This is a genomic window from Solimicrobium silvestre, from assembly GCF_002976435.1.
In the GTDB taxonomy this organism is placed as follows: Bacteria; Pseudomonadota; Gammaproteobacteria; order Burkholderiales; family Burkholderiaceae_D; genus Solimicrobium; species Solimicrobium silvestre.
Map to the genome: position 1 here is coordinate 71,383 of NZ_PUGF01000017.1, position 24,192 is coordinate 95,574.

The 24,192-nt window shown below is 49.1% G+C and carries 21 protein-coding genes; 17 read left to right on the top strand and 4 right to left on the bottom strand.

The genetic code is table 11. The annotated features are described in order from the left end of the window. Positions 1-73 precede the first annotated feature (73 nt). The 10 genes from S2091_RS16630 (at position 74) to betA (ending at position 14,690) form a co-directional block, all read left to right on the top strand. Positions 74-1,891, top strand: a complete 1,818-nt coding sequence (locus S2091_RS16630) for a DUF1302 domain-containing protein (protein ID WP_105533077.1) — start codon at positions 74-76, stop codon at positions 1,889-1,891. A gap of 120 nt (positions 1,892-2,011) precedes the next feature. After that, complete coding sequence (locus S2091_RS16635) at positions 2,012-4,372, top strand: efflux RND transporter permease subunit (protein WP_207769731.1); 2,361 nt, start codon at positions 2,012-2,014, stop codon at positions 4,370-4,372. 9 nt (positions 4,373-4,381) lie between these two features. Continuing rightward, positions 4,382-5,374 carry a WD40/YVTN/BNR-like repeat-containing protein gene (locus S2091_RS16640; RefSeq protein ID WP_105533079.1) on the top strand — a complete coding sequence of 331 codons (993 nt, stop codon included), beginning with the start codon at positions 4,382-4,384 and terminating at the stop codon, positions 5,372-5,374. Between the two features lie 163 nt (positions 5,375-5,537). Then, entirely contained in the window at positions 5,538-7,178 is a 1,641-nt protein-coding gene (locus tag S2091_RS16645; RefSeq protein ID WP_105533080.1) for a trimethylamine N-oxide permease, read from the top strand. 158 nt (positions 7,179-7,336) lie between these two features. Further along, on the top strand, positions 7,337-8,581 hold the full coding sequence (locus tag S2091_RS16650; RefSeq protein ID WP_105533081.1) for an aromatic ring-hydroxylating oxygenase subunit alpha: 1,245 nt from the start codon (positions 7,337-7,339) through the stop codon (positions 8,579-8,581). A 4-nt stretch (positions 8,582-8,585) separates the two neighbouring features. Further along, positions 8,586-9,731 (top strand): FAD-binding oxidoreductase, encoded by a 1,146-nt coding sequence (locus S2091_RS16655; protein ID WP_105533082.1) that lies wholly within the window; start codon positions 8,586-8,588, stop codon positions 9,729-9,731. A gap of 83 nt (positions 9,732-9,814) precedes the next feature. Next, positions 9,815-11,017, top strand: a complete 1,203-nt coding sequence (gene fdhA, locus S2091_RS16660; protein ID WP_105533083.1) for a formaldehyde dehydrogenase, glutathione-independent — start codon at positions 9,815-9,817, stop codon at positions 11,015-11,017. Positions 11,018-11,095: 78 nt separating this feature from the next. Beyond that, positions 11,096-12,592: a betaine-aldehyde dehydrogenase gene (gene betB / locus S2091_RS16665; RefSeq protein ID WP_105533084.1), complete on the top strand. Its 1,497-nt coding sequence runs from the start codon at positions 11,096-11,098 to the stop codon at positions 12,590-12,592. Between the two features lie 58 nt (positions 12,593-12,650). Further along, positions 12,651-12,986: a hypothetical protein gene (locus tag S2091_RS23870; protein WP_133166931.1), complete on the top strand. Its 336-nt coding sequence runs from the start codon at positions 12,651-12,653 to the stop codon at positions 12,984-12,986. A gap of 30 nt (positions 12,987-13,016) precedes the next feature. Beyond that, positions 13,017-14,690, top strand: coding sequence for a choline dehydrogenase (gene betA, locus S2091_RS16670; protein ID WP_105533085.1), 1,674 nt, complete (start codon positions 13,017-13,019; stop codon positions 14,688-14,690). Here betA and S2091_RS16675 read toward each other — a convergent pair. Further along, positions 14,687-15,037: a type II toxin-antitoxin system ChpB family toxin gene (locus tag S2091_RS16675; RefSeq protein WP_105533086.1), complete on the bottom strand. Its 351-nt coding sequence runs from the start codon at positions 15,035-15,037 to the stop codon at positions 14,687-14,689. The two genes, betA and S2091_RS16675, sit on opposite strands and share 4 nt — an antisense overlap. Continuing rightward, positions 15,031-15,282 (bottom strand): AbrB/MazE/SpoVT family DNA-binding domain-containing protein, encoded by a 252-nt coding sequence (locus tag S2091_RS16680; protein ID WP_105533087.1) that lies wholly within the window; start codon positions 15,280-15,282, stop codon positions 15,031-15,033. The genes S2091_RS16675 and S2091_RS16680 overlap by 7 nt, the downstream gene beginning before the upstream one ends. 272 nt (positions 15,283-15,554) lie before the next feature. On the opposite strand from S2091_RS16680, the gene S2091_RS16685 reads away from it, so the two are divergent. The 3 genes from S2091_RS16685 (at position 15,555) to S2091_RS16695 (ending at position 18,972) form a co-directional block, all read left to right on the top strand. Then, positions 15,555-17,525, top strand: coding sequence for a CocE/NonD family hydrolase (locus S2091_RS16685; RefSeq protein WP_105533088.1), 1,971 nt, complete (start codon positions 15,555-15,557; stop codon positions 17,523-17,525). A 179-nt stretch (positions 17,526-17,704) separates the two neighbouring features. Further along, positions 17,705-18,157 carry an ester cyclase gene (locus S2091_RS16690; RefSeq protein ID WP_105533089.1) on the top strand — a complete coding sequence of 151 codons (453 nt, stop codon included), beginning with the start codon at positions 17,705-17,707 and terminating at the stop codon, positions 18,155-18,157. 35 nt (positions 18,158-18,192) lie between these two features. Continuing rightward, entirely contained in the window at positions 18,193-18,972 is a 780-nt protein-coding gene (locus S2091_RS16695; RefSeq protein WP_105533090.1) for an AraC family transcriptional regulator, read from the top strand. A gap of 26 nt (positions 18,973-18,998) precedes the next feature. Here the strand turns inward: S2091_RS16695 and S2091_RS16700 are convergent, their stop codons facing one another. Continuing rightward, the gene (locus S2091_RS16700; protein ID WP_207769732.1) at positions 18,999-20,408 is read right to left on the bottom strand and encodes an MATE family efflux transporter; all 1,410 of its coding nucleotides are present in this window, start codon (positions 20,406-20,408) and stop codon (positions 18,999-19,001) included. 306 nt (positions 20,409-20,714) lie between these two features. On the opposite strand from S2091_RS16700, the gene iscX reads away from it, so the two are divergent. After that, complete coding sequence (iscX, locus tag S2091_RS16705) at positions 20,715-20,918, top strand: Fe-S cluster assembly protein IscX (RefSeq protein WP_105533091.1); 204 nt, start codon at positions 20,715-20,717, stop codon at positions 20,916-20,918. A gap of 69 nt (positions 20,919-20,987) precedes the next feature. Here the strand turns inward: iscX and pssA are convergent, their stop codons facing one another. Further along, positions 20,988-21,605 carry a CDP-diacylglycerol--serine O-phosphatidyltransferase gene (pssA, locus tag S2091_RS16710; RefSeq protein ID WP_105533092.1) on the bottom strand — a complete coding sequence of 206 codons (618 nt, stop codon included), beginning with the start codon at positions 21,603-21,605 and terminating at the stop codon, positions 20,988-20,990. A gap of 379 nt (positions 21,606-21,984) precedes the next feature. On the opposite strand from pssA, the gene S2091_RS16715 reads away from it, so the two are divergent. The 3 genes from S2091_RS16715 to S2091_RS16725 are packed head-to-tail and all read left to right on the top strand — an operon-like array spanning position 21,985 to position 24,178. Beyond that, positions 21,985-22,353, top strand: coding sequence for a GntR family transcriptional regulator (locus tag S2091_RS16715; protein WP_105533093.1), 369 nt, complete (start codon positions 21,985-21,987; stop codon positions 22,351-22,353). Then, positions 22,350-23,207 (top strand): ABC transporter ATP-binding protein, encoded by an 858-nt coding sequence (locus S2091_RS16720; protein ID WP_105533094.1) that lies wholly within the window; start codon positions 22,350-22,352, stop codon positions 23,205-23,207. Before S2091_RS16715 ends, S2091_RS16720 begins: the two co-directional genes overlap by 4 nt. After that, positions 23,204-24,178, top strand: a complete 975-nt coding sequence (locus S2091_RS16725) for a hypothetical protein (protein WP_105533095.1) — start codon at positions 23,204-23,206, stop codon at positions 24,176-24,178. Before S2091_RS16720 ends, S2091_RS16725 begins: the two co-directional genes overlap by 4 nt. The last annotated feature ends 14 nt before the right edge of the window (positions 24,179-24,192 follow it).

Consider the following 24,192-nt stretch of genomic DNA (forward strand, 5'->3'; position numbering starts at 1 on the left):
CAGCGTTGCATCTGGAGCTTGGAACCCGGCGCGCAACGCGGGGTGATTTAAAACAGTTTGGGGATAGAAGAAAATGAAAAAATCAATATTGAAATTGGTTGGGGTGACTGTGTGCGGAGCGGTTACATATTTGCCCGTACATGCAGAAAATTACGATACAGGTATTGGCGATCTACAGGCGGCGTGGGTGTCGAATATAACGGGCGGAATTGGTATGCGTACCAAGAGCCCAAGTTGTACGTTGACCGGTGACCCGAATGCAAATGGTTGCGGCGCATCGGCCAATGTGGCTGGCTGGGCCAATGGTGATAATGGCGATTTGAATTATAAAAAAGATCAGTTGTACACGGCGTACTCCAGTCTCACCAGTGAGTTGTATCTGACTTCACGTGAGCAAGGCTTCAAGTTTTTGATGCGTGCTACTGGCTTGTATGATTTTGCGGCGGATGATACACAACGCACGCCACTGTCAACGGATGCGAAAGCGCAGTCTGTGCACAGTATTGTGTTGCTCGATTTATGGGCTCAAAAGGATTTTCAACTTGCGGATCAGAGTGCGCACGTTCGTTTAGGTAATCAGGTAATTAACTGGGGTGAAAGCCAATATGCATTGGGTGGTATCAACGCGACCAATTCGCTGGATCTGCAAAAACTGGATTTACCGGGGACGTTGTTGAAGCAGGCTTTGTTGCCAGCACCGATGCTGAGTTTCGTCAGTAGTTTGCCGGGTGGTTGGTCGACCGAGGCGTATGTGCAATGGGGCTGGAATGGCGATAAGTTCCCACCAGTTGGTACTTTTTGGTCTACCTCCAATGGCCTCGGTCGAGGAGCTGTGCCATTCACTAGTAATACCACTAACTACAATCTCGGTGGACTAAATGCCGGCTCAATTGCCGGAGCTAATAGTAATAACAGTCAATACTATGATTCTGTTAATCAGAATTTGGTGAATGGTCAGTACTCAGGCGCTCCGTACAATTCCATCGGTTATCAGCCCATCACCAACAACCCTGGCAATAATACGCAGGGTGGTGTGAAGTTGGCGTATAAGCCTTCCGGTTCTGACGTCAGCTACGCTTTTTACTATGAAAACTACACTGACAAAATGCCGAATGCGACGTATTTGGCAAGCGGCGCTACGGAGTATTCCTATGTGAAAGATCGCAGCTTGTTTGGTGTCAGCGCCAACTTCCAAAGCGGTCAGTGGGCGTTTGGTACGGAACTCTCTTACCGTCCACATGATGCGGTATCTATGACTGGCTGTTTCATTCAAGGTGGTCCGGCTGATTACAATACTAATGCGTTGGCTGGTGCAAATTGCCAGGGCTGGAAAGATTTTTCCAAGTATGAGTTTATTTTCGACGCGCAATGGCAGCAAACTAGAGGCGATCCTTTCCTGAGTCTGGTGAATGCAGATACCGGCATATTTTCAGCAGAATTGGCGGTGATCGATTATCCGGACGTGAACGCGAATACTCAATATACCCGTACGGTTGCAGGGCAAAAGATCTATCAATTGGTTGATGCAGGTTACGGCGCATCGCTGGTGAATAATCAGGCGCTTGGCTATCAGATTTATCAAGGAGTAGGCACGTCAGTGTCATCAGGTCTTGTGCTGGATTACAACGTTACTTATGACAATTCCGTGATTAAAGGTTGGCAGGTGACGACGGGATTGACCTTCTATGACTCTTTCAAAGGAGTTACCCCAACGTTGTATGAAAATTATGCACATGGCTATAAGTCAGCTAACTTTTATATGTTGTTCAATCAAAATCCGGCGGTATGGCAAGCAGGGCTGAATTACACGGCATTTTTCGGCGGAAATTCCACCACCAATGCCTATTCAGATCGAAACAATATCGGTGTTTTTGTAACTCGTAATTTTTAAAGAAGCCCGTGGTAGGTTGAGCTAGGCTGTATCAGCCCAACAATTTTAAACGTAGACGAATGTCGGGCTGGTGTAGCGCCAGCCCAACCTACGAAAGAATTTTAAAAACAAGGAATGCTCGTGTTAACAAGCTTGATTCATAAATTAGAGCACTGGCTCTTTTCGCACCGCGCTGTGGTACTTGGCTCGCTGGCGATTCTTACTGCTGTCATGGCTTATTTCGCTCTGCAATTGCGCATGGATGCGGGTTATGAAAAGCAAATTCCGATTGGGCACGAATACGTACAGACTTTTCAGCAATACCGCGCCGACTTATTTGGTGCTAACCGATTGACGGTGGTTGTTAAAGCCAAGCACGGAAAAATTTGGACTAAAGAAGGTTTAGCGATTCTTTATAAAGTAACGCAGGCCACCACGTATTTGCCGAATATTGATCGGCTCGGCGTGCAGTCCTTATGGACGCCAAACAGCTACGTGAACGAGATCACTGAAGAAGGTTTTCGCTCGCAGCCAGTGATTCCCGGCACAGTCACACCGGACAGTTTGACGGCAGAAGATATAGCCCATATCCAGAGCGCCGCATCCGAAGGTGGCTTCATTGGTTCCTTGGTTTCGCGTGATGAAAGTGCTGCCATGATTACGGCAGAAATCGGTGAAACCGATAACGAAGGCAAAAAGATCGACTACATTAAATACAATCACCTAATTGAAGAAAAATTACGTGCGCCATTTGAAAATGCCGACTATGAAGTGCAGATCATCGGCTTCGCTAAACAAATCGGCGACATTGCCGATGGCGCGCAAGCGGTGTTGGTATTTTGTGCAATTGCCCTATTGTTAACCGGGCTTGCAGTCTACTGGTACAGTCATTCCATCCGTTTTACCTTATTGCCGATTGCCTGTTCGCTGACTTCGTTAGTATGGCAATTCGGTACTTTGCGTTTGCTTGGTTATGGGCTGGACCCGCTAGGTGTGCTGGTGCCATTTTTAGTTTTTGCGATTGGTGTGTCACACGGCGTACAACAGATTAACTTCATTACGCGTGAACTGGCAGAAGGAAAATCGTCCTTTGATGCTGCACGCCATAGTTTTACCGGCTTGCTCATTCCTGGCACGTTGGCGTTGGTGACAGCCTTCGTTTCTTTTGTCACGCTGCTGTTAATTCCGATCCCGATGATTCGTGAACTGGCGATTACTGCGTCTCTCGGTGTGGCGTACAAAATCATTACCAATCTGGTGATGCTGCCGGTTGCCGCATCCTGCATTAATTTCCCGCATTCGTATGCACAAAAGGCGATGAAAAAGCGCGAACAGCGCGCGCGCTGGCTGCTGCCGCTGACCAAGGTTGCAAAGCCGCGTAATGCGTTAATGGTGTTGTTGGTCACCTTTGGCTTGCTCGGCGTCTCCATCTGGCAAAGCCATGACCGGGTAGTGGGAACGCTGCAACCGGGTGCGCCTGAACTGCGCCCGGAAGCACGCTTTAATCGCGATGCGGTCGCTATTTCCAGCAGTTTTGATGTCGGTCTGGACTGGCTCTCGGTTGTTATTCAGTCACCACCGGAATCCTGTGAAAGCCCCGCCGTTGGCACTTATGGCGACAAACTTGAATACGCCTTGAAAGGTGTGCCGGGTATAGTTTCCATCAGCTCCTTCCCCGGCAATCTGCGTACTTACAATGAAGGCTATAACGAGGGCAACCCGAAGATGAATGCAGTGCCGATCGACTCTGGAAATTATGCCGGACTGTCGACAGAAATCGGCCGGGTGCGCGGTTATCTCAACAAAGATTGCAGCATGACGGCGGTGCATCTGTATTTGGCTGATCACAAGGCCACTACGATTAACCGGGTAATTGCCGAAGTTAAAGCATTCCGTGCCGCGCATGTGGAACCGGGCATCACCATTCGCTTAGCCGCTGGTAACGCTGGCGTGTTGGCCGCGATTAACGATGAAGTGGAAAAAAGCGAATTGCCGATGATGTTGTACGTCTATGCCACCATCGCTTTGCTGGTATTCATTGTGTACCGTGATTTGCGCGCAGTGATTGCTTGCTGTTTGCCGCTGACAGTGGGGACCTTCATCGGTTACTGGTTTATGAAGGCGTTTGATATCGGCCTCACCGTAGCTACCTTGCCGGTTATGGTGCTGGCGGTGGGAATTGGGGTCGATTATGCGTTTTATATTTATAACCGCTTGCAAGCACATCTGGCCGCTGGCGAGACCATCGCCAAGGCGATTGAACATTCGATTACCGAAGTAGGTATGGCAACCATTTTTACGGCAATTACCTTGGCAATCGGCGTGGCAACTTGGAGTTTTTCGGAACTGAAGTTTCAGGCCGATATGGGCAAACTGCTGGCCTTTATGTTTATCGTGAATTTGGTGATGGCGATGACCGCCTTGCCGGCCATTGCGGTGTTTTTGGAATGGGCGTTTCCGCGCAAATCCAAGGTGCGGGTTTCAGCAGTATTTAGTCATTAGGACAGTCCAATGAAAAACCAACATAAATTGATCCTGGCCGTGAGCGGTGCGCTGTTTTCGGTGAGTGTCATGGCGAGCAGTATCGAGAGTCCAGTGGCTGTTAATAAGCCACAGTTAAAAGTAACGGCGGCAGAACACTTTGCCGGTGCAACCAGCGTCAAAATGCTGGCGGCAACCCGCGCCGGAAAACGCATTGTCGCCGTGGGCGATTATGGCGTGGTGCTGTTATCGGACGATGAAGGTAAATCTTTTCATCAAGCTAAATCAGTGCCCGTCAGCTCGACCTTAACTTCAGTGACCTTTACCGATGCGAACAACGGTTGGGCAGTTGGGCATTGGGGGGCGATTCTAAAAACGGCGGATGGCGGACAGTCTTGGGTGTTGCAACGTAGCGATTTCGCAGTGGATCAACCGTTATTTTCGGTTTATTTCAAGAACGCCAATGAAGGTTGGGCAGTCGGATTATGGTCGCTCATGTTGCATACCGCAGACGGTGGTGCGAGTTGGTCGGTTGTGTCATTGCCGCCACCGGCTGGTGCCAAAAAAGCAGATCGTAATTTGTATGCCATCTTCGGTGATGCCAAGAGCTGTTTGTATGCCACTTCGGAGCAGGGACGTGTGCTGCATTCGGAAGACGCCGGCGCGACGTGGGAATATGCAGAAACTGGTTACAGCGGATCGTTATGGACTGGTTTGAATCTCGCTGATGGTGCTTTATTGGTTGGTGGTTTGCGCGGCACAATTTATCGCAGTGATGATGGCGGGAAAAGCTGGCAGGTATCCAAGACTAATTTAAAAAGTTCGGTGACGAATATGACGCAACGTGCAGATAAAAGTATTGTTGCTGTGGGGCTGGACGGCTTGAATATGATTAGCGTTGATGGTGGTGTGAGCTTTGTTGGCAAGCAGCGTCAGGATAGAGCGGCGCTGACGGCGGTGATTGAAACGCAAACGCCGAGCGGAATGCAATTGTTTTCGTCGTTGGGGCCGGTTGGTGAGTGATATCGGTATTTTTTCGTAGGGTGGGCACGGTTTTGTGCCCACGCCTAACCACAAATAAACAATGGATTTTATTTAGAGTTTTATTGATCGAAAGTAACGCGTGGGCACAAAACCGTGCCCACCCTACAGCGCATTAGAACAAAAAAATATCAGGGGACGCAACATGGATTCAGAAGTAGTCGGCACATCTTTTAGCAGCCCTGGCGTGACACATGCTGCCAGCGGTAATTTACATCGCACTCTCGATTGGCGCGGCGCGTTTTGGGCGGCAAGCGGCGTACCCGCCGGGGTTTTACTGACCATAGGTGGTATTGCAACCACCATCGGCCAACCTGCTTGGGTAGTTTGGATAATGTCGATCATGATGGGTTTCGTTCAGTCGTTTACCTATGCTGAAATTGCTGGGTTATTCCCGCATAAATCGGGCGGCGCTTCTGTCTATGGTGCGAGTGCTTGGGTCGGTTACAGCAAATTTATTGCGCCGATTTCGGTGTGGTGCAACTGGTTAGCCTGGTCGCCGGTGTTAGCCCTAGGTACCGGATTAGCTGCTGGCTATATTATGCTCAGCCTGTTTCCTGCCAATGCCGCCATTCAAACCTGGCATTTAAATTTGGCTGATCTGGGTTGGATACATCAGGGCCTAACGATACGCATTAATGCAGTATTTATCATTGCGGCATTGCTGCTATTGCTAACCTTCTTCCTGCAACATCACGGTGCCGCCAAGGCCGCACGCAAGCAAAAAATTCTCGGTATCGCCTGTTTGTTTCCCTTGGTGATCGTTGGATTGGTTCCTATCATCACCGGCGACATGCCGTCAGACCACTTTTTTCCATTGCTGCCGATGGTGCGTGACGCTGCCGGTCATATCGGTTTTGGTACCTGGAATATAGCTGGGTTAACGTTAATGATGGGTGCGATGTTTGCCGCCAACTGGTCTACCTTCGGATTTGAAACAGCGGTGTGTTACACGCGTGAATTCAAAAATCCCGGCAGCGATACCTTCAAAGCTATTTTGAGTTCCGGCGTGCTTTGCATTGTGATGTTTACTATCGTGCCGCTGGCATTTCAAGGCTCGTTAGGATTAGATGCCCTGCTAGACCCAAGTATTTATGACGGTACCGGCGTTGCATTGGCAATGGCGAAAATGGTCAAAGGTGGCGCTATCGTAACCAACCTGATTATTGTGATGCTGCTGTTGTCGCTGCTGTTGATCGTCATGACCTCGATGATGGGTTCTTCACGCACGCTGTATCAGGCATCCGTCGATGGCTGGTTGCCGCGTTACTTATCTAAAGTAAATGAACATGGTTCACCAACGTCGGCAATGTGGACGGATCTGGTCTTTAATATATTTTTATTGATGCTGTCGGATTACTTCACGGTGCTGACCATTTCCAACGTCTGCTATTTGCTGTTTAATTTCCTGAATTTGCAGGCGGGCTGGATACACCGAATGGACCGTAGTGACTGGCCGCGCCCATTCCGTTGCCCAACTTGGTTGTTGGCGTTAGGCGGCGTATTCGGCTTCGTCAATATGGTGTTTGTGGGAGCCGGAGCCGATGTCTGGGGCGAAGGCACTTTACGCAACGGCCTGTTTGCAGCGGCGCTGATTTTGCCGGTATTTATATTCCGTCACTATGTGCAAGACAAAGGCGTTTTTCCGCAACATATGCGCGATGATGGCGCACCTCAAGGCGTTACTACGCGGCTGCGCGCCGGTATTTTGCCGTATCTGGCGTTGCTGGCATGTGCGGCTGTGATTTGGATCAGTCATTACTTTGCGCAATTCCATTATTCCTAATAACTATTCTTGGTACTGCTGCCAATTTGGCGGTAGTACCGCCTATCATCATATGTCGCAATCTTTCAAGCTAATGTCGGAAAGGAGCAAGTGCTGCATCTTGCTTTGCTTGACTATGATTTTATCGGCGATTAATTTTCTCTCCTAAAGGCACAACGATGAGCACACCTGCTTCACCTCTTCGGACGCTGTTAGACCGACGCAAATCGGGCTATAGCCTCGAAGCTCCGTTTTATACCGATCCTGCTATTTTCGAGCAGGATATTAAACACATTTTTGGCCAGCACTGGATTTATGTCGGCCCCGAAGTAATGGTGCCGGAAGAAGGTGATTTCGTCACCATTGAAATTGGCCGCACTTCCGTATTGATCGTTCGCAGCGACGATATGCAAGTCAATGCTTTTCACAACGTTTGCCGCCACCGTGGATCACGTTTGTGCACGGAACACAAAGGGTCCGTTGGTAATCTGGTCTGCCCTTATCACCAATGGACATACAACCTCGAAGGCACGTTGCTGTTTGCCGAGCACATGGGCGAGTCATTTAATCGTAGCGGGCATAATTTAAAGCCGGTGCATGTACGTAATATCGCCGGGCTAATCTTTATCTGTCTGGCTGAAAATCCTCCGAAAGATATTGAGGATCTGGCCGCGGCGATGACGCCGTATATTGCACCGCATCGTATTTCTGATTGTAAGATCGCCACCCAGATTGACATCATCGAAGATTGCAACTGGAAGCTGACGATGGAAAATAACCGCGAATGCTATCACTGTCGCGGTAATCATCCTGAGCTGACAATTTCGTTATACGAATACGGTTTTGGCTATGCACCGACGCCGGAAAATTGCGAAGGGATAGATCAATACAATCAAATCCTGGAGCAACGTCATCAACAATGGGAAGCCATGGGTTTGCCGTGCCGTGAATTAGATCATCTGGACGATTGCATCACCGGATTCCGCACTCAGCGTTTGCCGCTGGATAGAGCAGGGCAATCACAAACCATGAATGCCAAAGTCGCCAGTTCAAAATTACTGGCTGATTTTCAGCAGGCCGATTTGGGTGCGTTGTCGTTCTGGACCCAGCCGAATTCCTGGCACCACTTTATGAGCGACCACATCGTCACCTTTACCGTCTTGCCGATTTCCGCAGAAAAAACAATGGTACGCACAACATGGCTGGTTCACAAAGATGCCGTGGAAGGCCGTGACTACAACCTCAAGGATTTAACTGCAGTTTGGGTGGCAACCAATGCGCAAGACCGCGCCTTGGTTGAGCGTTCCCAGCAAGGCATTCGTAGCGATGCCTATGAGCCGGGGCCTTATTCGCCTTTTACTGAAATGCTGGTTGAGAAATTTTGCAACTGGTACACCAATCGTTTGTCGGCACTGGCAGAATAATTTTATGCTCATTTCGCTCACTCACCAATTCAACGCTGCTCCGGTTCTTTGGAATGGCGACTCTGATGACACATTAATCTGCCGTGAAATACGGCAGGAAACAGCGGACGTCAAAACCTTTGTTTTGGGCTCACCACAGCCGCGCTTGTTTCGCTATGCTCCGGGTCAGTTTATAACATTGGAACTGGACATAGCTGGGCAAACCATTAACCGCTGCTATACCTTGTCGTCCACGCCAACTCGGCCGGATCAGGTATCAATAACGGTTAAACGGGTGCCTGGCGGTATCGTGTCGAACTGGCTGCATGATAATTTGACCGTAGGCAGTAACTTGCGCGTGTTGGGCCCTGCCGGGGAATTTTCTTGTTTCCTGCATCCGATGCCACCGAAGCAAAAATATTTGTTCCTGTCAGCCGGTAGCGGCATTACGCCTTTGATGTCGATGGCACGTGCCGCACATGATTTAGTGCTGGATGCCAATATTGTTTTTATGCATAGCGCGCGTACGCCCGGCGATATTATTTTTGCGCGTGAACTGGAATTGATGGCCTTTAACCGCCCCCAATTTCAACTTGGTCTGGTCTGCGAACGACGTGGCAATCAACCGATGTGGGCAGGATTTAATGGATTTTTGACGCACGCGATCTTACACAATGTAGCACCGGACTTTATGGATCGCCATGTGTATACCTGCGGCCCCGCACCCTATATGGCGGCAGTGCGAGCGCTGTTGCAGACAGCCGGATTCACTATGGCGAATTATCATGAAGAAAGTTTTTCATTTGAAACATTGCAAGCAGATCAAGCCGATATCGGCGCGTTATTGAACCTTCCTGAATTAGCACAGTCAGAAACCGCTATCGCATTAACTTCCCACGTATCAACTTCCCAATTCAATATTGAATTCACGCGCACCGGCTATCAAGTTGCATGTAGTGCTGATCAAACTATTCTCAGCGCTGCACGCGCTGCTGGCTTACGTTTACCAACCTCATGTACACAAGGTTTGTGCGGTACGTGTAAAACAAAAATGGTTTCGGGGCAGGTTGAGATGAAACATGCTGGCGGTATCCGGCAACGGGAAATTGATCAGGGCTGGATTTTGCCATGCTGTAGTAAGCCATTGAGTGATGTTGTTTTAGAAAAGTAAACCTTCATTAGAAAGGTGTCTTGTATTACTCGTATAGATACTACTGTGCGAGTTCAACAATGCTTTATAAAAAGGAGACAAACATGTCAGAAAATCGTGGTGTTGTATATATCGAATCCGGTCGGGTGGAGGTGCAAAGTATCCCTTTCCCTAAACTGGTATCACCAAAAGGTAGAAAGCTTGGACACGGCGTTATCCTCAAAGTCGTCTCCACTAATATTTGTGGATCAGACCAACATATGGTGCGAGGTCGTACCACAGCTTCTGCGGGACTGGTGTTGGGGCATGAAATTACCGGCGAAGTGATTGAACTTGGCTCGGACGTTGAAACGCTGAAATTGGGCGATTTAGTCTCAGTACCATTTAACGTCGCTTGCGGCCGATGCCGTACCTGTAAGGAACAAAACACGGGCGTTTGTTTAACAGTAAATCCGGCTCGTGCTGGCGGCGCTTACGGCTACGTTGATATGGGCGATTGGATCGGCGGTCAGGCTGAATACGTGATGGTGCCTTACGCAGATTTTAATTTATTGGCTTTTCCTGACAAAGCACATGCGATGGAAAAAATCCGTGATTTAACCTGTTTGTCCGATATTTTGCCGACAGGTTTTCACGGCGCAGTCACCGCCGGAGTAGGGCCGGGCGCCACAGTCTACATTGCCGGTGCAGGTCCGGTTGGTTTAGCCGCTGCAGCTTCTGCACGTTTGCTGGGCGCGGCGGTTGTGATTGTTGGTGACGTTAATCCCTTGCGACTTGATCACGCTCGCAAGGTCGGTTTTGAAACCGTTGATTTATCAAAAGATGCATCGCTAGTTGATCAGATTGAAAAAATATTGGGCGTGCGCGAAGTGGATTGTGCCGTTGATTGCGTCGGGTTTGAAGCACGTGGCCATGGCCATGAAGGTTCGCAAGTGGAAGCGCCCGCAACAGTGTTGAATTCGTTGATGGAAGTAACACGCGCCGCTGGCCGCATCGGCATTCCCGGTCTGTACGTAACGGATGATCCGGGAGGTGTTGATGATGCAGCCCGTCGTGGTAGTTTGTCAGTTCGGCTTGGTTTGGGTTGGGCTAAATCACATAGCTTTCACACCGGGCAGACACCGGTCATGAAATATAACCGCCAACTGATGCAAGCCATTTTGTGGGATCGCATCAATATTGCTGAAATCGTTGGTGTACAAGTGATCGCATTAGATGAAGCGCCGAACGGATATGCTTCATTTGACGCAGGAGCACCAAAGAAATATGTGATTGATCCACATAAAATGATCAGGAGAGCTGCATAAGTTTCTCGTTGTTTTGGCAGCCAATACTCTTTGGTGTTGGCTGCCATTTTTATTTAAAAGATGGAGTTGGTGAAAAAAATGTCAAACGCAAATTTAAACGCATTTTCAAATGCAGGTGTACAACAACTATACATAGCTGGCCGTCGGGTTGATGCTACGAGCGGGAAAACATTCAAGGTCATCAATCCTGCCAATGGCGCAGTGTTAGCCGAAGTGCAGCGCGCCAGCAAAGCCGATGTGGATGCCGCAGTTGCCAGCGCACAAGCAGGGCAGCGGATATGGGCTGCCATGACGGCCATGCAGCGCTCACGAATTTTGCGTAATGCCGTCGCAATTTTACGGGCCCGTAATGACGAATTGGCTGAACTTGAAACGCTCAATACCGGTAAAGCATTATCGGAGACTCGTGCGGTCGATATTGTCACCGGAGCCGATGTGCTCGAATATTATGCGGGGTTGGTTCCGGCAATAGAAGGTCAGCAGATACCGTTGCGTGATACTTCTTTTGTGTATACCCGCCGTGAACCTTTAGGCGTGGTTGCTGGTATCGGGGCCTGGAATTACCCAATTCAAATTGCGTTGTGGAAGTCTGCGCCAGCACTGGCTGCGGGCAATGCGATGTTATTTAAGCCTAGCGAAGTGACGCCGTTGACGACACTTAAGTTGGCAGAGATTTATACCGAAGCTGGTTTGCCTGATGGCGTATTTAATGTACTGACTGGCGGCGGTCGCGAAGTGGGAACCTGGCTGACTGAGCATCCTTCAATAGAAAAAATTTCATTTACTGGTGGCACGTCGACTGGCAAGCAGGTGATGGCGAGTGCTTCCAGTTCAACCTTGAAAGAAGTGACGATGGAGTTAGGTGGTAAATCGCCGTTGATCGTGTTCCCGGACGCTAATCTGGATCGTGCTGCCGATGTGGCGATGATGGCTAACTTTTATAGTTCTGGCCAAGTATGCACTAATGGTACGCGGGTGTTTGTACATAACTCCATGAAGGCGGCGTTTGAGCAAAAAATTGTGGACCGGGTGCGACGGATTCGGGTTGGTGATCCGCTTGATCTGCAAACTAATTTTGGCCCGCTGGTGAGTTTTTCGCATATGGATAGTGTGCTCAAGTATATTGAAATCGGTAAAGCTGAAGGCGCTAGATTGTTGGCAGGCGGCGGGCGGGTTACTACAGGATCCTTGGCGCAAGGTGCTTATGTTGAGCCAACCGTGTTTACCGATTGCACCGATAACATGACGATCGTACGCGAAGAAATTTTTGGGCCGGTGATGGCTATTTTAGGTTTTGATGATGAGGATGAAGTTATTCGTCGCGCGAATGATACCGAATACGGATTGGCGGCTGGGGTGATGACTGAGAATTTGAGTCGGGCGCATCGGGTTATTCATCGGTTGGAAGCGGGGATTTGCTGGATTAATACTTGGGGGGAGTCGCCTGCTGAAATGCCGGTTGGGGGGTATAAGCAGTCTGGGGTGGGGCGTGAGAATGGGTTGATGACTTTGGCGCAATATACGAGGGTTAAGTCGGTTCAGGTTGAGTTGGGGGCTTATACCTCGGTGTTTTGATGTTGTGTTAACTTAAATGATCCCTCCGCATGGTGAATTTGAGGCCTGTAGGTCGGGGGTGGCCCGACAGCCAGTTACCTTTTTTGCGTCGCCAAAAAAGGTAACCCAAAAAAGGCGACCACGCTATTTCGGAAACCCCGATTTTTCAGAGGGGAAAAGGGAAAAGTTCGAAACTCGCCTGCGGCTCAAACAGCGAACCTTTCTTATCCTTTTCCCCTCTGAAAAACCGGCCGAACTAGAAGTGGGGGTAGGTCAAAAGCAACGTCAACTGCAAAATCAACTGCAAAATCAACTGCAACTGCAAAATCAACTGCAAAATCAACTGCAACTGCAACTGCAACTGCAGCTTCAACTTCAACAGCAACACATACAAATTTCAACTAGTCCTGTTTGATTAGTTGTAAACGTAACTTAGGAACAAACCATGAACAAACAAGCGGAATTTGATTATATTATTATCGGCGCTGGCTCAGCTGGTAACGTACTGGCGACCCGGCTCACTGAAGACGCTGATGTCACAGTATTGTTGCTGGAGGCGGGAGGGCCGGATTATCGCTTGGACTGGCGTACTCAAATGCCGGCGGCGCTGGCTTTTCCGTTGCAAGGAAAACGCTATAACTGGGCTTATGAAACTGATCCGGAACCGCATATGAATAACCGCCGTATGCAGTGCGGCCGTGGTAAAGGTTTGGGCGGGTCTTCGCTAATTAATGGGATGTGCTATATCCGTGGTAACGCGCTTGATTATGATAATTGGGCTAGTGCCGAAGGTATGGAAAGCTGGTCTTACTTGGATTGCTTGCCTTATTTCAGGAAAGCCGAAACACGTGATATCGGCGCTAATTCCTACCATGGTGATAACGGCCCGGTTAGCGTGGCGACGCCTAAGCATGGTAACAATGTGCTGTATAACGCCATGATCGAAGCTGGCGCTCAAGCTGGGTATCCACGCACTGATGATTTGAACGGTTTTCAGCAAGAGGGTTTTGGACCGATGGATCGCACTACGACGCCTAATGGGCGGCGAGCCAGTACGGCACGTGGCTATCTTGACCAAGCGCGACAGCGTGCCAACCTGACTATCGTTACCCATGCCCTGACTGACCGTATTTTGTTCACAGGCAAGCGTGCAACGGGCGTTGCGTATCTTCATAGAGATACGCTGCAGACGGCGTTGGCACGACGTGAAGTGCTTTTGTGTAGTGGTGCAATTGCTTCCCCTCAAATTCTACAACGCTCGGGCGTTGGTCCGGCAGATTTACTGAGAAAGTTAGATGTGCCTGTGGTACATGATTTACCCGGTGTTGGTGCTAATTTGCAAGATCACCTGGAAATTTACCAGCAATATGAATGCAAACTTCCTGTCTCTTTATCTCCTGCTTTAAAGCTATATAATCAGCCAAAAATTGGTGCCGAATGGCTGTTTCTTGGTACTGGGATAGGCGCTACTAATCAATTCGAAGCAGGTGGTTTTATTCGTAGTAATGAAAATTTCGCTTGGCCGAATATTCAATATCATTTTTTGCCGGTAGCGATCAACTACAACGGCAGCAATCCGATTAAAGTACATAGTTTTCAGGCGCATATGGGTTCCATGCGCTCACCCAGCCGAGGTCGTATCGCGCTGCGCTCCAAAGATCCGCGTGAACATCCGAGCATTTTGTTTAACTATATGTCGCATGAACAGGACTGGACTGAATTCCGCGCTGGTATTCGTATCACCCGTGAAATTATGCAGCAGCAGGCATTAGCTCCTTACACAGGCAAGGAAATTTCACCGGGAGCTGAAGTAAGTAGCGACGCTGAACTCGATGCCTTTGTCCGTGAACATGGCGAAACCGCGTTCCATCCGTCGTGCACCTGCAAGATGGGATATGACGCGATGGCGGTAGTCGACAATCAAGGTCGGGTGCATGGCATGGAGAGTTTGCGTGTGATCGATGCGTCGATCATGCCGGAGATAGTTACGGGAAATCTCAACGCACCGACGATCATGATCGCCGAGAAATTAGCTGATGTAATCCGTGGCCGTGTTCCGCTGGCGAAAGTGGAAACACCCTATTACATCGCTAATGGAGCGCCAGCCCGGCTGGGTTAATCTACAATAGTTTGAAACCGTGCCAGCGCATCTTCCACCACAAAATCTGGTGCGGTTTCAATTTTCTTTGCACCTCGCTCTTCAAGGTCAAGCATACGCACTTGATTAACCAACGCCACACCTTGCGTCTTGGTTCCTGAGCCGCTTAATGACACCGCAAAACCGGCATGCCGGGCAAAGTCCCCACCTTGTGTTATTGGCGCAATTAGCACTACCCCCATGGCATTAAACACGGATGTTGAAAAAACTAAGGCTGGTCGATGTTCGCCTTTCTGTTCGCGCCCTTGCGCAGGCTCCAAATTCACCAGCACAATATCACCACGCCCAAACTTAACGCGCTTCACCATACTTCACGTCCAACTGGTTTAATGTTGTTCCAAGCCGCCAGGTCAGCAGGTTCTGACGCTGTCATATCACATTGCGCAACAAGATCAGTCAACGCATACGCTGGCCGCTTAGCCTTTAGCATTATTCCATCAGGACGTACATCGACCGACAACTTATCACCAAGCGTTACTTTTAGCATGCCGAGTAGTTCCGTTGGCAAGCGCACGGCGGCACTGTTGCCCCATTTTTGAATTGAAAGTTCCATTTGCAGATCTCCTAAATGTATTTGCATTGTAGGCGATTATAAAAATACGTCAAGAATTATGTTTAAACAATGTATCTACATTGTTGCGTCTAAAAAATAAATAATATGCCAATTCGACTGGTTACATTAAGTAGATCGCTGCGGTTGCATTTCTCAAAACCAACAACATCATCGTGCGGTTGCAATAGAAATACATCACTGTCTTTATCCGGCGTTGCGTTTCGGAATGTTTGTGTGGCAAACTACTTAGATTGCCCCTTAAATGGAAAACCATGCATACGCTCAATAGGCCCCTTGCTCTTCTTGCGCTTTCAATTTCGCTCATAGCCGGTTTCGCTAACGCCAGTGATAATAATCTGGCCGATTCCGGTTTGGCGGAAATCTCCGATTCACCTACCGTCAATCTACGCGAGCACTACACTAAATACGAATTCCAGATTCCTATGCGTGATGGTGTACATTTGTTCACAGCCGTCTATGTTCCCAAAGATGCGTCCAAAAGCTACCCGTTTCTACTCAAACGGACACCTTATAGTGCAGGAGTCAACGCGCAAGGTGAATTGAATTACGGTGTTGATTACTTCCCGAGTGCGATTGGGCCATCTCCGGAATTTGAAGCGAGTGGTTATATATTTGTGAACCAGGATGTGCGTGGTCGTTATATGTCGGAAGGTAAGTGGCAAGAAATGACACCGCACGTTAACCCGAAGCGCGAAAAGGGCGAAGGTAACGAGAGTGAAGACATGTACGACACAGTCGAGTGGCTGCTCAAACATGTTCCTAACAACAACGGCAAGGTCGGGATATTAGGTACTTCCTACCCTGGTTTTTATACCTCGGCTAGCATCATTAATTCACATCCGGCGATCAAGGCTGCGTCGCCACAGGCACCGGTTACCGATCTGTATATGAACGATGATTCATATCACGGCGGCGCATTTATGTTGGCCGCCAATTTTGATTTTTACTCTACCTTTACTGAACAAAAAAATCCGACTCCGTTGCCTAAGTCTAGGACAGCTTTTAATTATGGCACTAGCGATGGCTATGAGTTTTTCCTGTCGCATTTTACGATGCAGGATGCGCTTGCTACCTTGACTCAGAATCAGCGCGCGTTGTTACAACCAACCATTGAACATGCTACTTACGATGATTTCTGGAAAATACGGAATATCGCTCCACACCTGAAAAATATTCATGCAGCGGTATTGACCGTGGGTGGTTGGTTTGATGCGGAAGATTTGCAAGGGCCTTTGAGCACCTACAAGGCGATCAAACGTAATAACATCGGTATTTATAATGGATTGGTAATGGGTCCGTGGTCGCATGGAGCTTGGGGGCGGCTTGACGGCGCGAGTTTGGGCAACGTTAAATTTGATGCAAAAACTTCCTTGTATTTTCGCAAAAATATTTTATTTCCGTTTTTTGAGCAGTATTTAAAAGGCATTACCAATAAAAATACCTCTGAGGTCTATGCCTTTGAGACTGGCACCAATATCTGGCGTAATTACGCGGCATGGCCGCCGCAACAAGCTCAGGCACGCACGCTTTATTTCGGGGCTAATGGCACGTTGAGCTGGCAAGCGCCAAGTGCGGATTCCGGTTCCGCTTTCGATGAATACGTGAGTGACCCAAAAAAACCAGTGCCATATATTGCTTATGTCGCGACCGGCGTACCGAAAGAATACATGGTCTCTGATCAGCGCTTTGCCGCGAGCCGGCCCGATGTGCTGGTCTATCGTAGCGAACCGCTGGAACAAGATGTGACGCTGGTTGGGCCCGTGTCGCCGAAACTATTCGTCTCTACCACCGGCACCGATGCGGATTGGGTGGTGAAGTTGATCGACGTCTATCCTTCGGAGTACCCCAACACGGACAGTGCGAAAGGAAGCGGTAAAGACGTGGCGCCGCCATCTGTCAGCATGGCAGGCTACCAGCAACTGGTACGTGGAGATCCGTTACGTGGGAAATTCCGCAATAGCTTTGAAAAGCCTGAACCTTTCACTCCGGGCAAGGTAGAGGTAGTGAGTTATAGCATGTCAGATATTAATCATACTTTCCGACGTGGGCATCGCATCATGGTGCAGGTACAGAGTTCGTGGTTCCCGTTGGTCGACCTTAATCCGCAAACTTTTGTCGATATTCCACACGCTAAACCGGAAGACTTCCAGAAAGCTACGCAACGTGTGTTTCATACCACAGCGATGCCTTCCGGTATCGTCTTGCAAATGCTGCCGATGTGATTGCGTCGCTAACGCTGCATCGGAATAGATGTGGCGTTAGCAATCTGGTCGTGTACGGTTTGGTGGCCATTGAGTTGGCGAAAAACGTGTAGCGATTGGCAGAAACCGAATAGAGTGACGCGCAATCTGATCGTAAACTTCTTTCCGTATTTAATCTCATTCACTTCGGAAAGAACCATATGTATACCATGTCACAACCATCCCAGCTTGACGCCAACACAGCACTCGTCACCAAATTTATGCAAGATGTCTGGAATCGCCAGGACGCAGCCGCAGTACCTAATTTCGTAACAACTGACTATATCGATCACGCATATACGCCGCGGGACGCCAGCGGGCATGCGGCAATGGTCGGCGCATTTTCTGCGGCCTTTAGCGATGCGCAGCATGTCATTGAACAATTAACCGCGCAGGATGATTATGTGGTGATCCGGGTTCGGGTTACTGCTCGCCATACCGGTAATTTTCGTGATGCGGCACCGAGTGGTAATCTGATCGATGTTGTGCAATACCGCACGTTTCGCTTGCTTGACAATAAAATTGCCGAGCATTGGGCTTTGTTTGATACTGCAACGCTGTTTCGGCAAATTGGCGCATCACCGTCGCCTGCCAATGCCTGTGTAAAAAAGTAGTTTAAACTGATTGCTCCCGATCTTCTGTAGACACTATGTCCGACATTTCATTTGCGTTCCACAAAGTATTCGATCAGCCGTTTGATACCGGTGTGCGTAGTTTTGCGCAACCGTATTTGTTGTTTGCTTCAGTTGGTGCGTTTCATGTCGATAGCGCAGATCGAACCTGGTTATTACCGCCGTATCGGGCAGCTCTCATACAAGCCAATGCGCCGGTGCGGATTTGGAGTACTGCACCTGCGGTGTCATCGTCGGTGTTATTTGCCAGTGATTTGACTCCAACCTCAACCTTGGCTTCGATGCCAGCATTGGACTGTCAGGTTTTTCGGGTCAGCACGCTGCTGCATCAAATGATTAATTATGCGACGCAGTGGGATGTCGATAAAGCAGCGCTTGATCCGGCTTCTCAGTCATTCTTTCAGGCTTTGGCGCATGTGGTTGGCACTGCATCAGCTGAGACTGAAAACTTGTGGTTTCCACGTGCCCGCTCGTCAGATTTAGAGCGGGCCATTGCATTTACCTTGGAGACATTGAAAGAAGAAACTGCTTTCTCTGAGGTGGCTCGTGTGGCAATTGTGTCTGAGCGCACTTTATCTCGACGATTTTTAGATGAGCTGGGTATGAGCTGGATTGAATTCGTGCAACGCGCACGTATCGTCCGCGCAACGGAAGGGTTGGTCATGGGCGACGCCAGTATTGCCGAACTGGCCTACACCTGGGGCTTTTCCAGTGCGAGTAGTTTCGCCCAAAAGTTTCGTCAACTTATGGGCGAAACACCAACGCAATATCGACAACGCCTACGCGCAGCACAATGAGCTACGGATACGCATTTTATATCCTGCTAATCAGCACTTAAATTCAATCCCACCGAATTTCCGCTTTCAGCAGCAGCGGCTGCTGAGCCTGAGGCTACCCCAGCCATTGACTTCTTCCATTGCCAACGTAATAAACACAAACTCATCACTGCCTGACAGGCCACCGTCGCCACCGATAAATACCACAACTGATGCAACGTAAATTCAGGTCGCAGAGACAGCCAGTAAGCCGGTACGGCAAACAAAAACAGGCGCGTACCAGTACTCAGCAGCGAAGGCCAGGTATTGCCGAGAGCCTGGAAGAAACCGGAACAAACAAAGATCAGTCCTGTCGCTACAAAATTCCAGGAAATAATATGCAAAAATTCCGCCGCCACCAAGGCTGATTGCGGATCCCTGGCAAAGGTGCCGACCAACCAGCTTGGTTGGAATTTACAAACCAGCGTCAAAAACACCATAACGCCAACCTCTAAATATATTGCCTGACGCATCGTTTCCTTCACCCGCCCCATAGCTTTTGCTCCCATGTTTTGTCCGGCAATAGCAGGGACTGCAAAGGCGATGGCCATGCCCGGTAAAAAGATGGCTTGCATCAAACGCGAACCCACCCCAAAACCGGCCATTGCCGCAGGGCCGAAATGACTGATGATGCTGTAAATGACCGCCATAAACACGAAAAAGCAGGCGAATTCGGCTCCTGCCGGGAAACCAATATTCAAAATACGTCGCCACACTCCCCATTGTGGGTGCATCTGGTTGCGCTGAAAACGCACAAAGCGTTCTTGTTTGACGAAATAAACGAACAGCATGACAACACCAATTGCGATCGCAATGGAGCTCGCCAGACCAGCGCCCATTACACCGAGCGGATACCCCGTGCCCCAACCAGCGATTAATACCGGAGCCAGCACGATGTTGATTAACACGGTCACAATCTGCACTAACATCCCCGGCTTAACAATACCGCCGGCACGTAAGGCTGAACCAATCGCATTCAATATAAATTGCAGCGCAAGACCAGGCGCATACCAGCGCAAATAGCTCACACCCATTTCCGTCGTTTGCGGGTCAGCACCTAAGGCGTGGAAATAGTAAGGCGTTAGCACCAAACCAGTGAATAGAATCACGACGGCACATAGCCCGGACATCAGTAAGCTTTGATTAAAAATCAGATTGGAATCAACCTTGTCGTGCGCACCGATGGCTCGCGCCATGAGCGCCACCGTGCCAACACCCAGCATTTGCGTTAAGGCCATGACGATGTACATAATGGTGCCCGCTGCACTCACGCCCGCTAATGCCGCATCGCCCAAGCGTCCGACGAAATACAGGTCGACCATGAAATACAGGGTTTGCACGAACATGCCGATGCCGATCGGGATCGACATGGTGATTAAGTGGCGTCGAATTGAGCCTTGGGTCAGATCTTTTATCATTTGATTCTCGTTTGAATAATTGGGAGGCTTATATCTGTGTGGAGATTGATTCCACCATCCTTAACATGCCCACCGTTCAACATGGTTTGTTTGTATTTTGTTGACTGAAATTTACGATTTGCAACATTACCACAGTTCAATTAACAAGTATAACGTTGGCGTTAGCTGACTGGCACTGAGCGTGCAAAGTTCAGACTGTTGTTGCGAACGGGCGTCGGTGCTGTAGTGACACAATAATGTGCCGAGTGGTAGTGCCGCGCAATGTATATACTAGGTACTAGTAAATTATTTTAAAAGGAGAACATCATGAAATGGACTGATTCTCGCGCTATTGCCATCGAATTGGCTGAAAAACATCCCGACATCGATCCCCGGCAAATTCGCTTCATGGAATTACGTGAATGGGTATTGGCACTGGATAGTTTTGACGATGTCCCCGAGCATTGTGGTGAAAAAATTCTCGAAGCGATACAGTTGATGTGGATGGATGAAGCGGATGAGGATGATTAAGTTGAAGTAAAAAGCTGAAGCAAAAAATGCTTGCTTCAGCGTAAATAGTGCCCGTTAAGCAGGCATGACTCAAATCTTGGGAATCCGAATCCGGCTAATCATCAGTGAGCCTGATATGGCATACAACAATACCAGTGGATGGAATTGAAAGCCGCCGACAAACAGTACGCCAAACCACATTTGCTGCCCCAGTGCACCTTGCCAAACCGCTAGCGCCATAATGATCACCAGCACCAACGAAGTGGGAATGGGCGTACCTTCAAAGTATTTTACTTTGTCGCCACCATCCGACAACTCTTCAGCGGTGACGTTATAGCGCGCCAGACGTGATACGCCAGCCGCAACAAAAAATAGCAAAACGATGCGGTCATATAAACCTTGCATGCCGCACGCGTAGGCGATGACGGCGGGTGCTACGCCGAAGGAAATCACATCGGCCAGCGAATCCAGTTCCCGTCCCATCGCCGAACTTTGTTGACGCCAGCGCGCGATGCGGCCGTCTAGGACATCGAATAACAGTGCAAATGGAATCAGGCCGCATGCAAAATACAAGTGCATGGTGTCGCCAGTTTGCAGGTAAGTCATGGCAGAAAATAATGCCCCGACACCGCAGAAGGCGTTGGACAAAGTGAACCAGTCGGCCAAGTGAAATTCACGAATCATTGAGAACGGTTTAGGGGCGGTCATAAATAGATTTAGAGTTGTTGGACGGGTGTGAAGTCGTGAATTAAGTTGTAAATCAAGCTGTGAGTTAATCTGTAAATCAAGCAATGTTAAGCAGCGGTATTATCGCATAGCAGCAAAGGTAATTTAGACACTATCAGTTCTGTTTTTGTTATGATTTGCGTGGATAAGTGAGTGTGCGGGTTGTTTTGCGTGTGAGTCATCAGGTTATTTCATCCGGCTGCCAATCAGGAAAAAAAGAGTCTTAACTCAGCAATACAACATATTTGTCATTGCGTTGACATTATTAATTCCACTGTTATACTTAACTACATCACCATAAATGTGCGCGGCAACACTGAGCACTGAAATTTTTTGCAACAAAGCCCAGGGAGTTTTAAACATGACTATCGGCTGGAATGACAACGCGCCAATTTACCGCCAGCTCAAGGAGCGGGTGATTGGAATGATGTTGGATGGAGTAATCAAATCGGGCGATGCCCTACCGTCGGTGCGTCAGATTGCCGCTGAATACCAGCTCAATCCGATCACTGTCTCGCGCGCCTACCAAGAATTGGTAGACGAAACTTTAGTTGAAAAAAGAAGGGGGCTGGGAATGTATGTAATTGACGGAGCTCGTGACAAACTGCTGGCCAGCGAACGGGAACGCTTCATTCGCGAAGAATGGCCCGCGCTGCTTGAACGTATCGGCCGCCTTGGCTTGGACCTCAATCAATTAATGCAATCCAGCAAAGTTGGAGGTGCAGCATGACCCCCATTATTTCTGCTAAAGGCGTGAGCAAGCGCTATGGCAATCAAGTTGCTGTAGATAACATCAGTTTCGACATACCGTCCGGGCGCATCGTCGGACTGATCGGCCCTAATGGTTCAGGTAAGACAACGACGCTAAAAGCGCTGCTGGGCCTGATTCCTTTTGATGGGGCTCTGTCGGTATTAGGACTGGATCCGCGCACCCAGCGTGACGAATTGATGAAGCAAGTGTGTTTCATCGCGGATGTGGCCATCCTCCCAAGTTGGTTGCGGGTATCTGACGCGATCGATTTTGTGGCTGGAATTCATCCCCAATTCAATCGTGCGAAAGCTGAGAGTTATATTGCTCATACCAAGTTGCAACCATCGATGAAGGTCAAGGCCATGTCTAAAGGCATGGTCGTGCAATTGCATCTGGCGTTGGTGATGGCTATCGACGTGAAACTGTTGGTGCTGGATGAGCCAACGCTGGGGCTGGATATCCTGTACCGTAAACAGTTTTACCAAAATTTGCTGGAAGATTATTTTGACGAACAAAAAACCATCATCATCACCACGCACCAAGTGGAAGAAGTTGAGCACATCTTGAGTGACTTGATGTTTATCCGTGACGGCAAGATCATCTTGTCGGCAACCATGGATGAGGTCAGTCAACGCTACGTGGAAGTCATGATTGAGCCTGAACGGTTGAGTGCTGCCAAGGAATTGGGGCCGATTGATCAGCGCACCGTATTTGGAAAATCCGTGATGTTATTTGATGGGGTGGCACACGAGCAACTGGCAGCGTTGGGCGAAACACGCATCCCGAATATTGCCGATTTGTTCGTTGCAACCATGAAAGGAAGCTACGCATGAAAACGATGAAATGGTTAATTCGACGCGAGTTCTGGGAACACAAGGGCTCTTTCTTTTGGGCACCGTTGATTGTCGCTGCCATTATGAGTGTCTTCATTCTTGGCATAGTGAGCTTGGGTGTATCAGCAGACAACATACGCGGCACTTACGGCGAAGTAAACGATACCCAGGTTTCCATGAGTACCTTGGCAGCGCAGGTCAGTGATGCACAAAAAGCGCAATTGGCTAATACGATGGCTAATGCGTATATGTTTGTCACTGCACCGCTCTTCATCGTGCTCAGTTTTATTGTTTTCTTTTATTGTTTAAGTAGCCTGTACGAGGAACGTCGCGACCGTAGCATCCTGTTTTGGAAATCGCTGCCGGTCTCGGATGGCATGACGGTACTTTCCAAACTGATGATGGCCGCAGGCGTGGCGCCACTGATCACGATCGCCGTGGCAACCGTAACTTCGCTGTTGGTGCTGCTGATGTTTTGCGCCGCACTCGCTTTTAAGGGCATTAACGTATTCGGCCTGTTACTGAGTACACCGGCACTGTACGCCGCGCCGTTTCAATTGCTCGGAATGCTGCCGATATATTTGTTATGGGCTTTACCGACTATCGGGTGGTTGTTGATGGTGTCGGCTTGGGCGCGTTCCAAAGTATTTCTGTGGGCAGTAGGTGTACCTTGTTTGTCGATGGCATTGCTGGTTTGGGCAGAGCGACTGTTTAACTTCCAATGGAATATTGTCTGGTATGCGAAGAACATCGTTGCAAGGCTGTTGTTGGGTGTTATTCCAGGTGGTTGGGTTTCACTCGTGGATTTAGGGAACGCACAGATCATCACCCAACACCGTTCTGGAGTTGAAATGTCGGGGATTTTCACGCAATCATGGGCAACGCTGGCTTATCCCGAGCTTTGGATTGGTGTTGCTGCTGGTGTGGCAATGATTTACGTTGCCATTCGGTTACGGCGTTGGAGGGAGTAAGCCCAGGCTAGCAC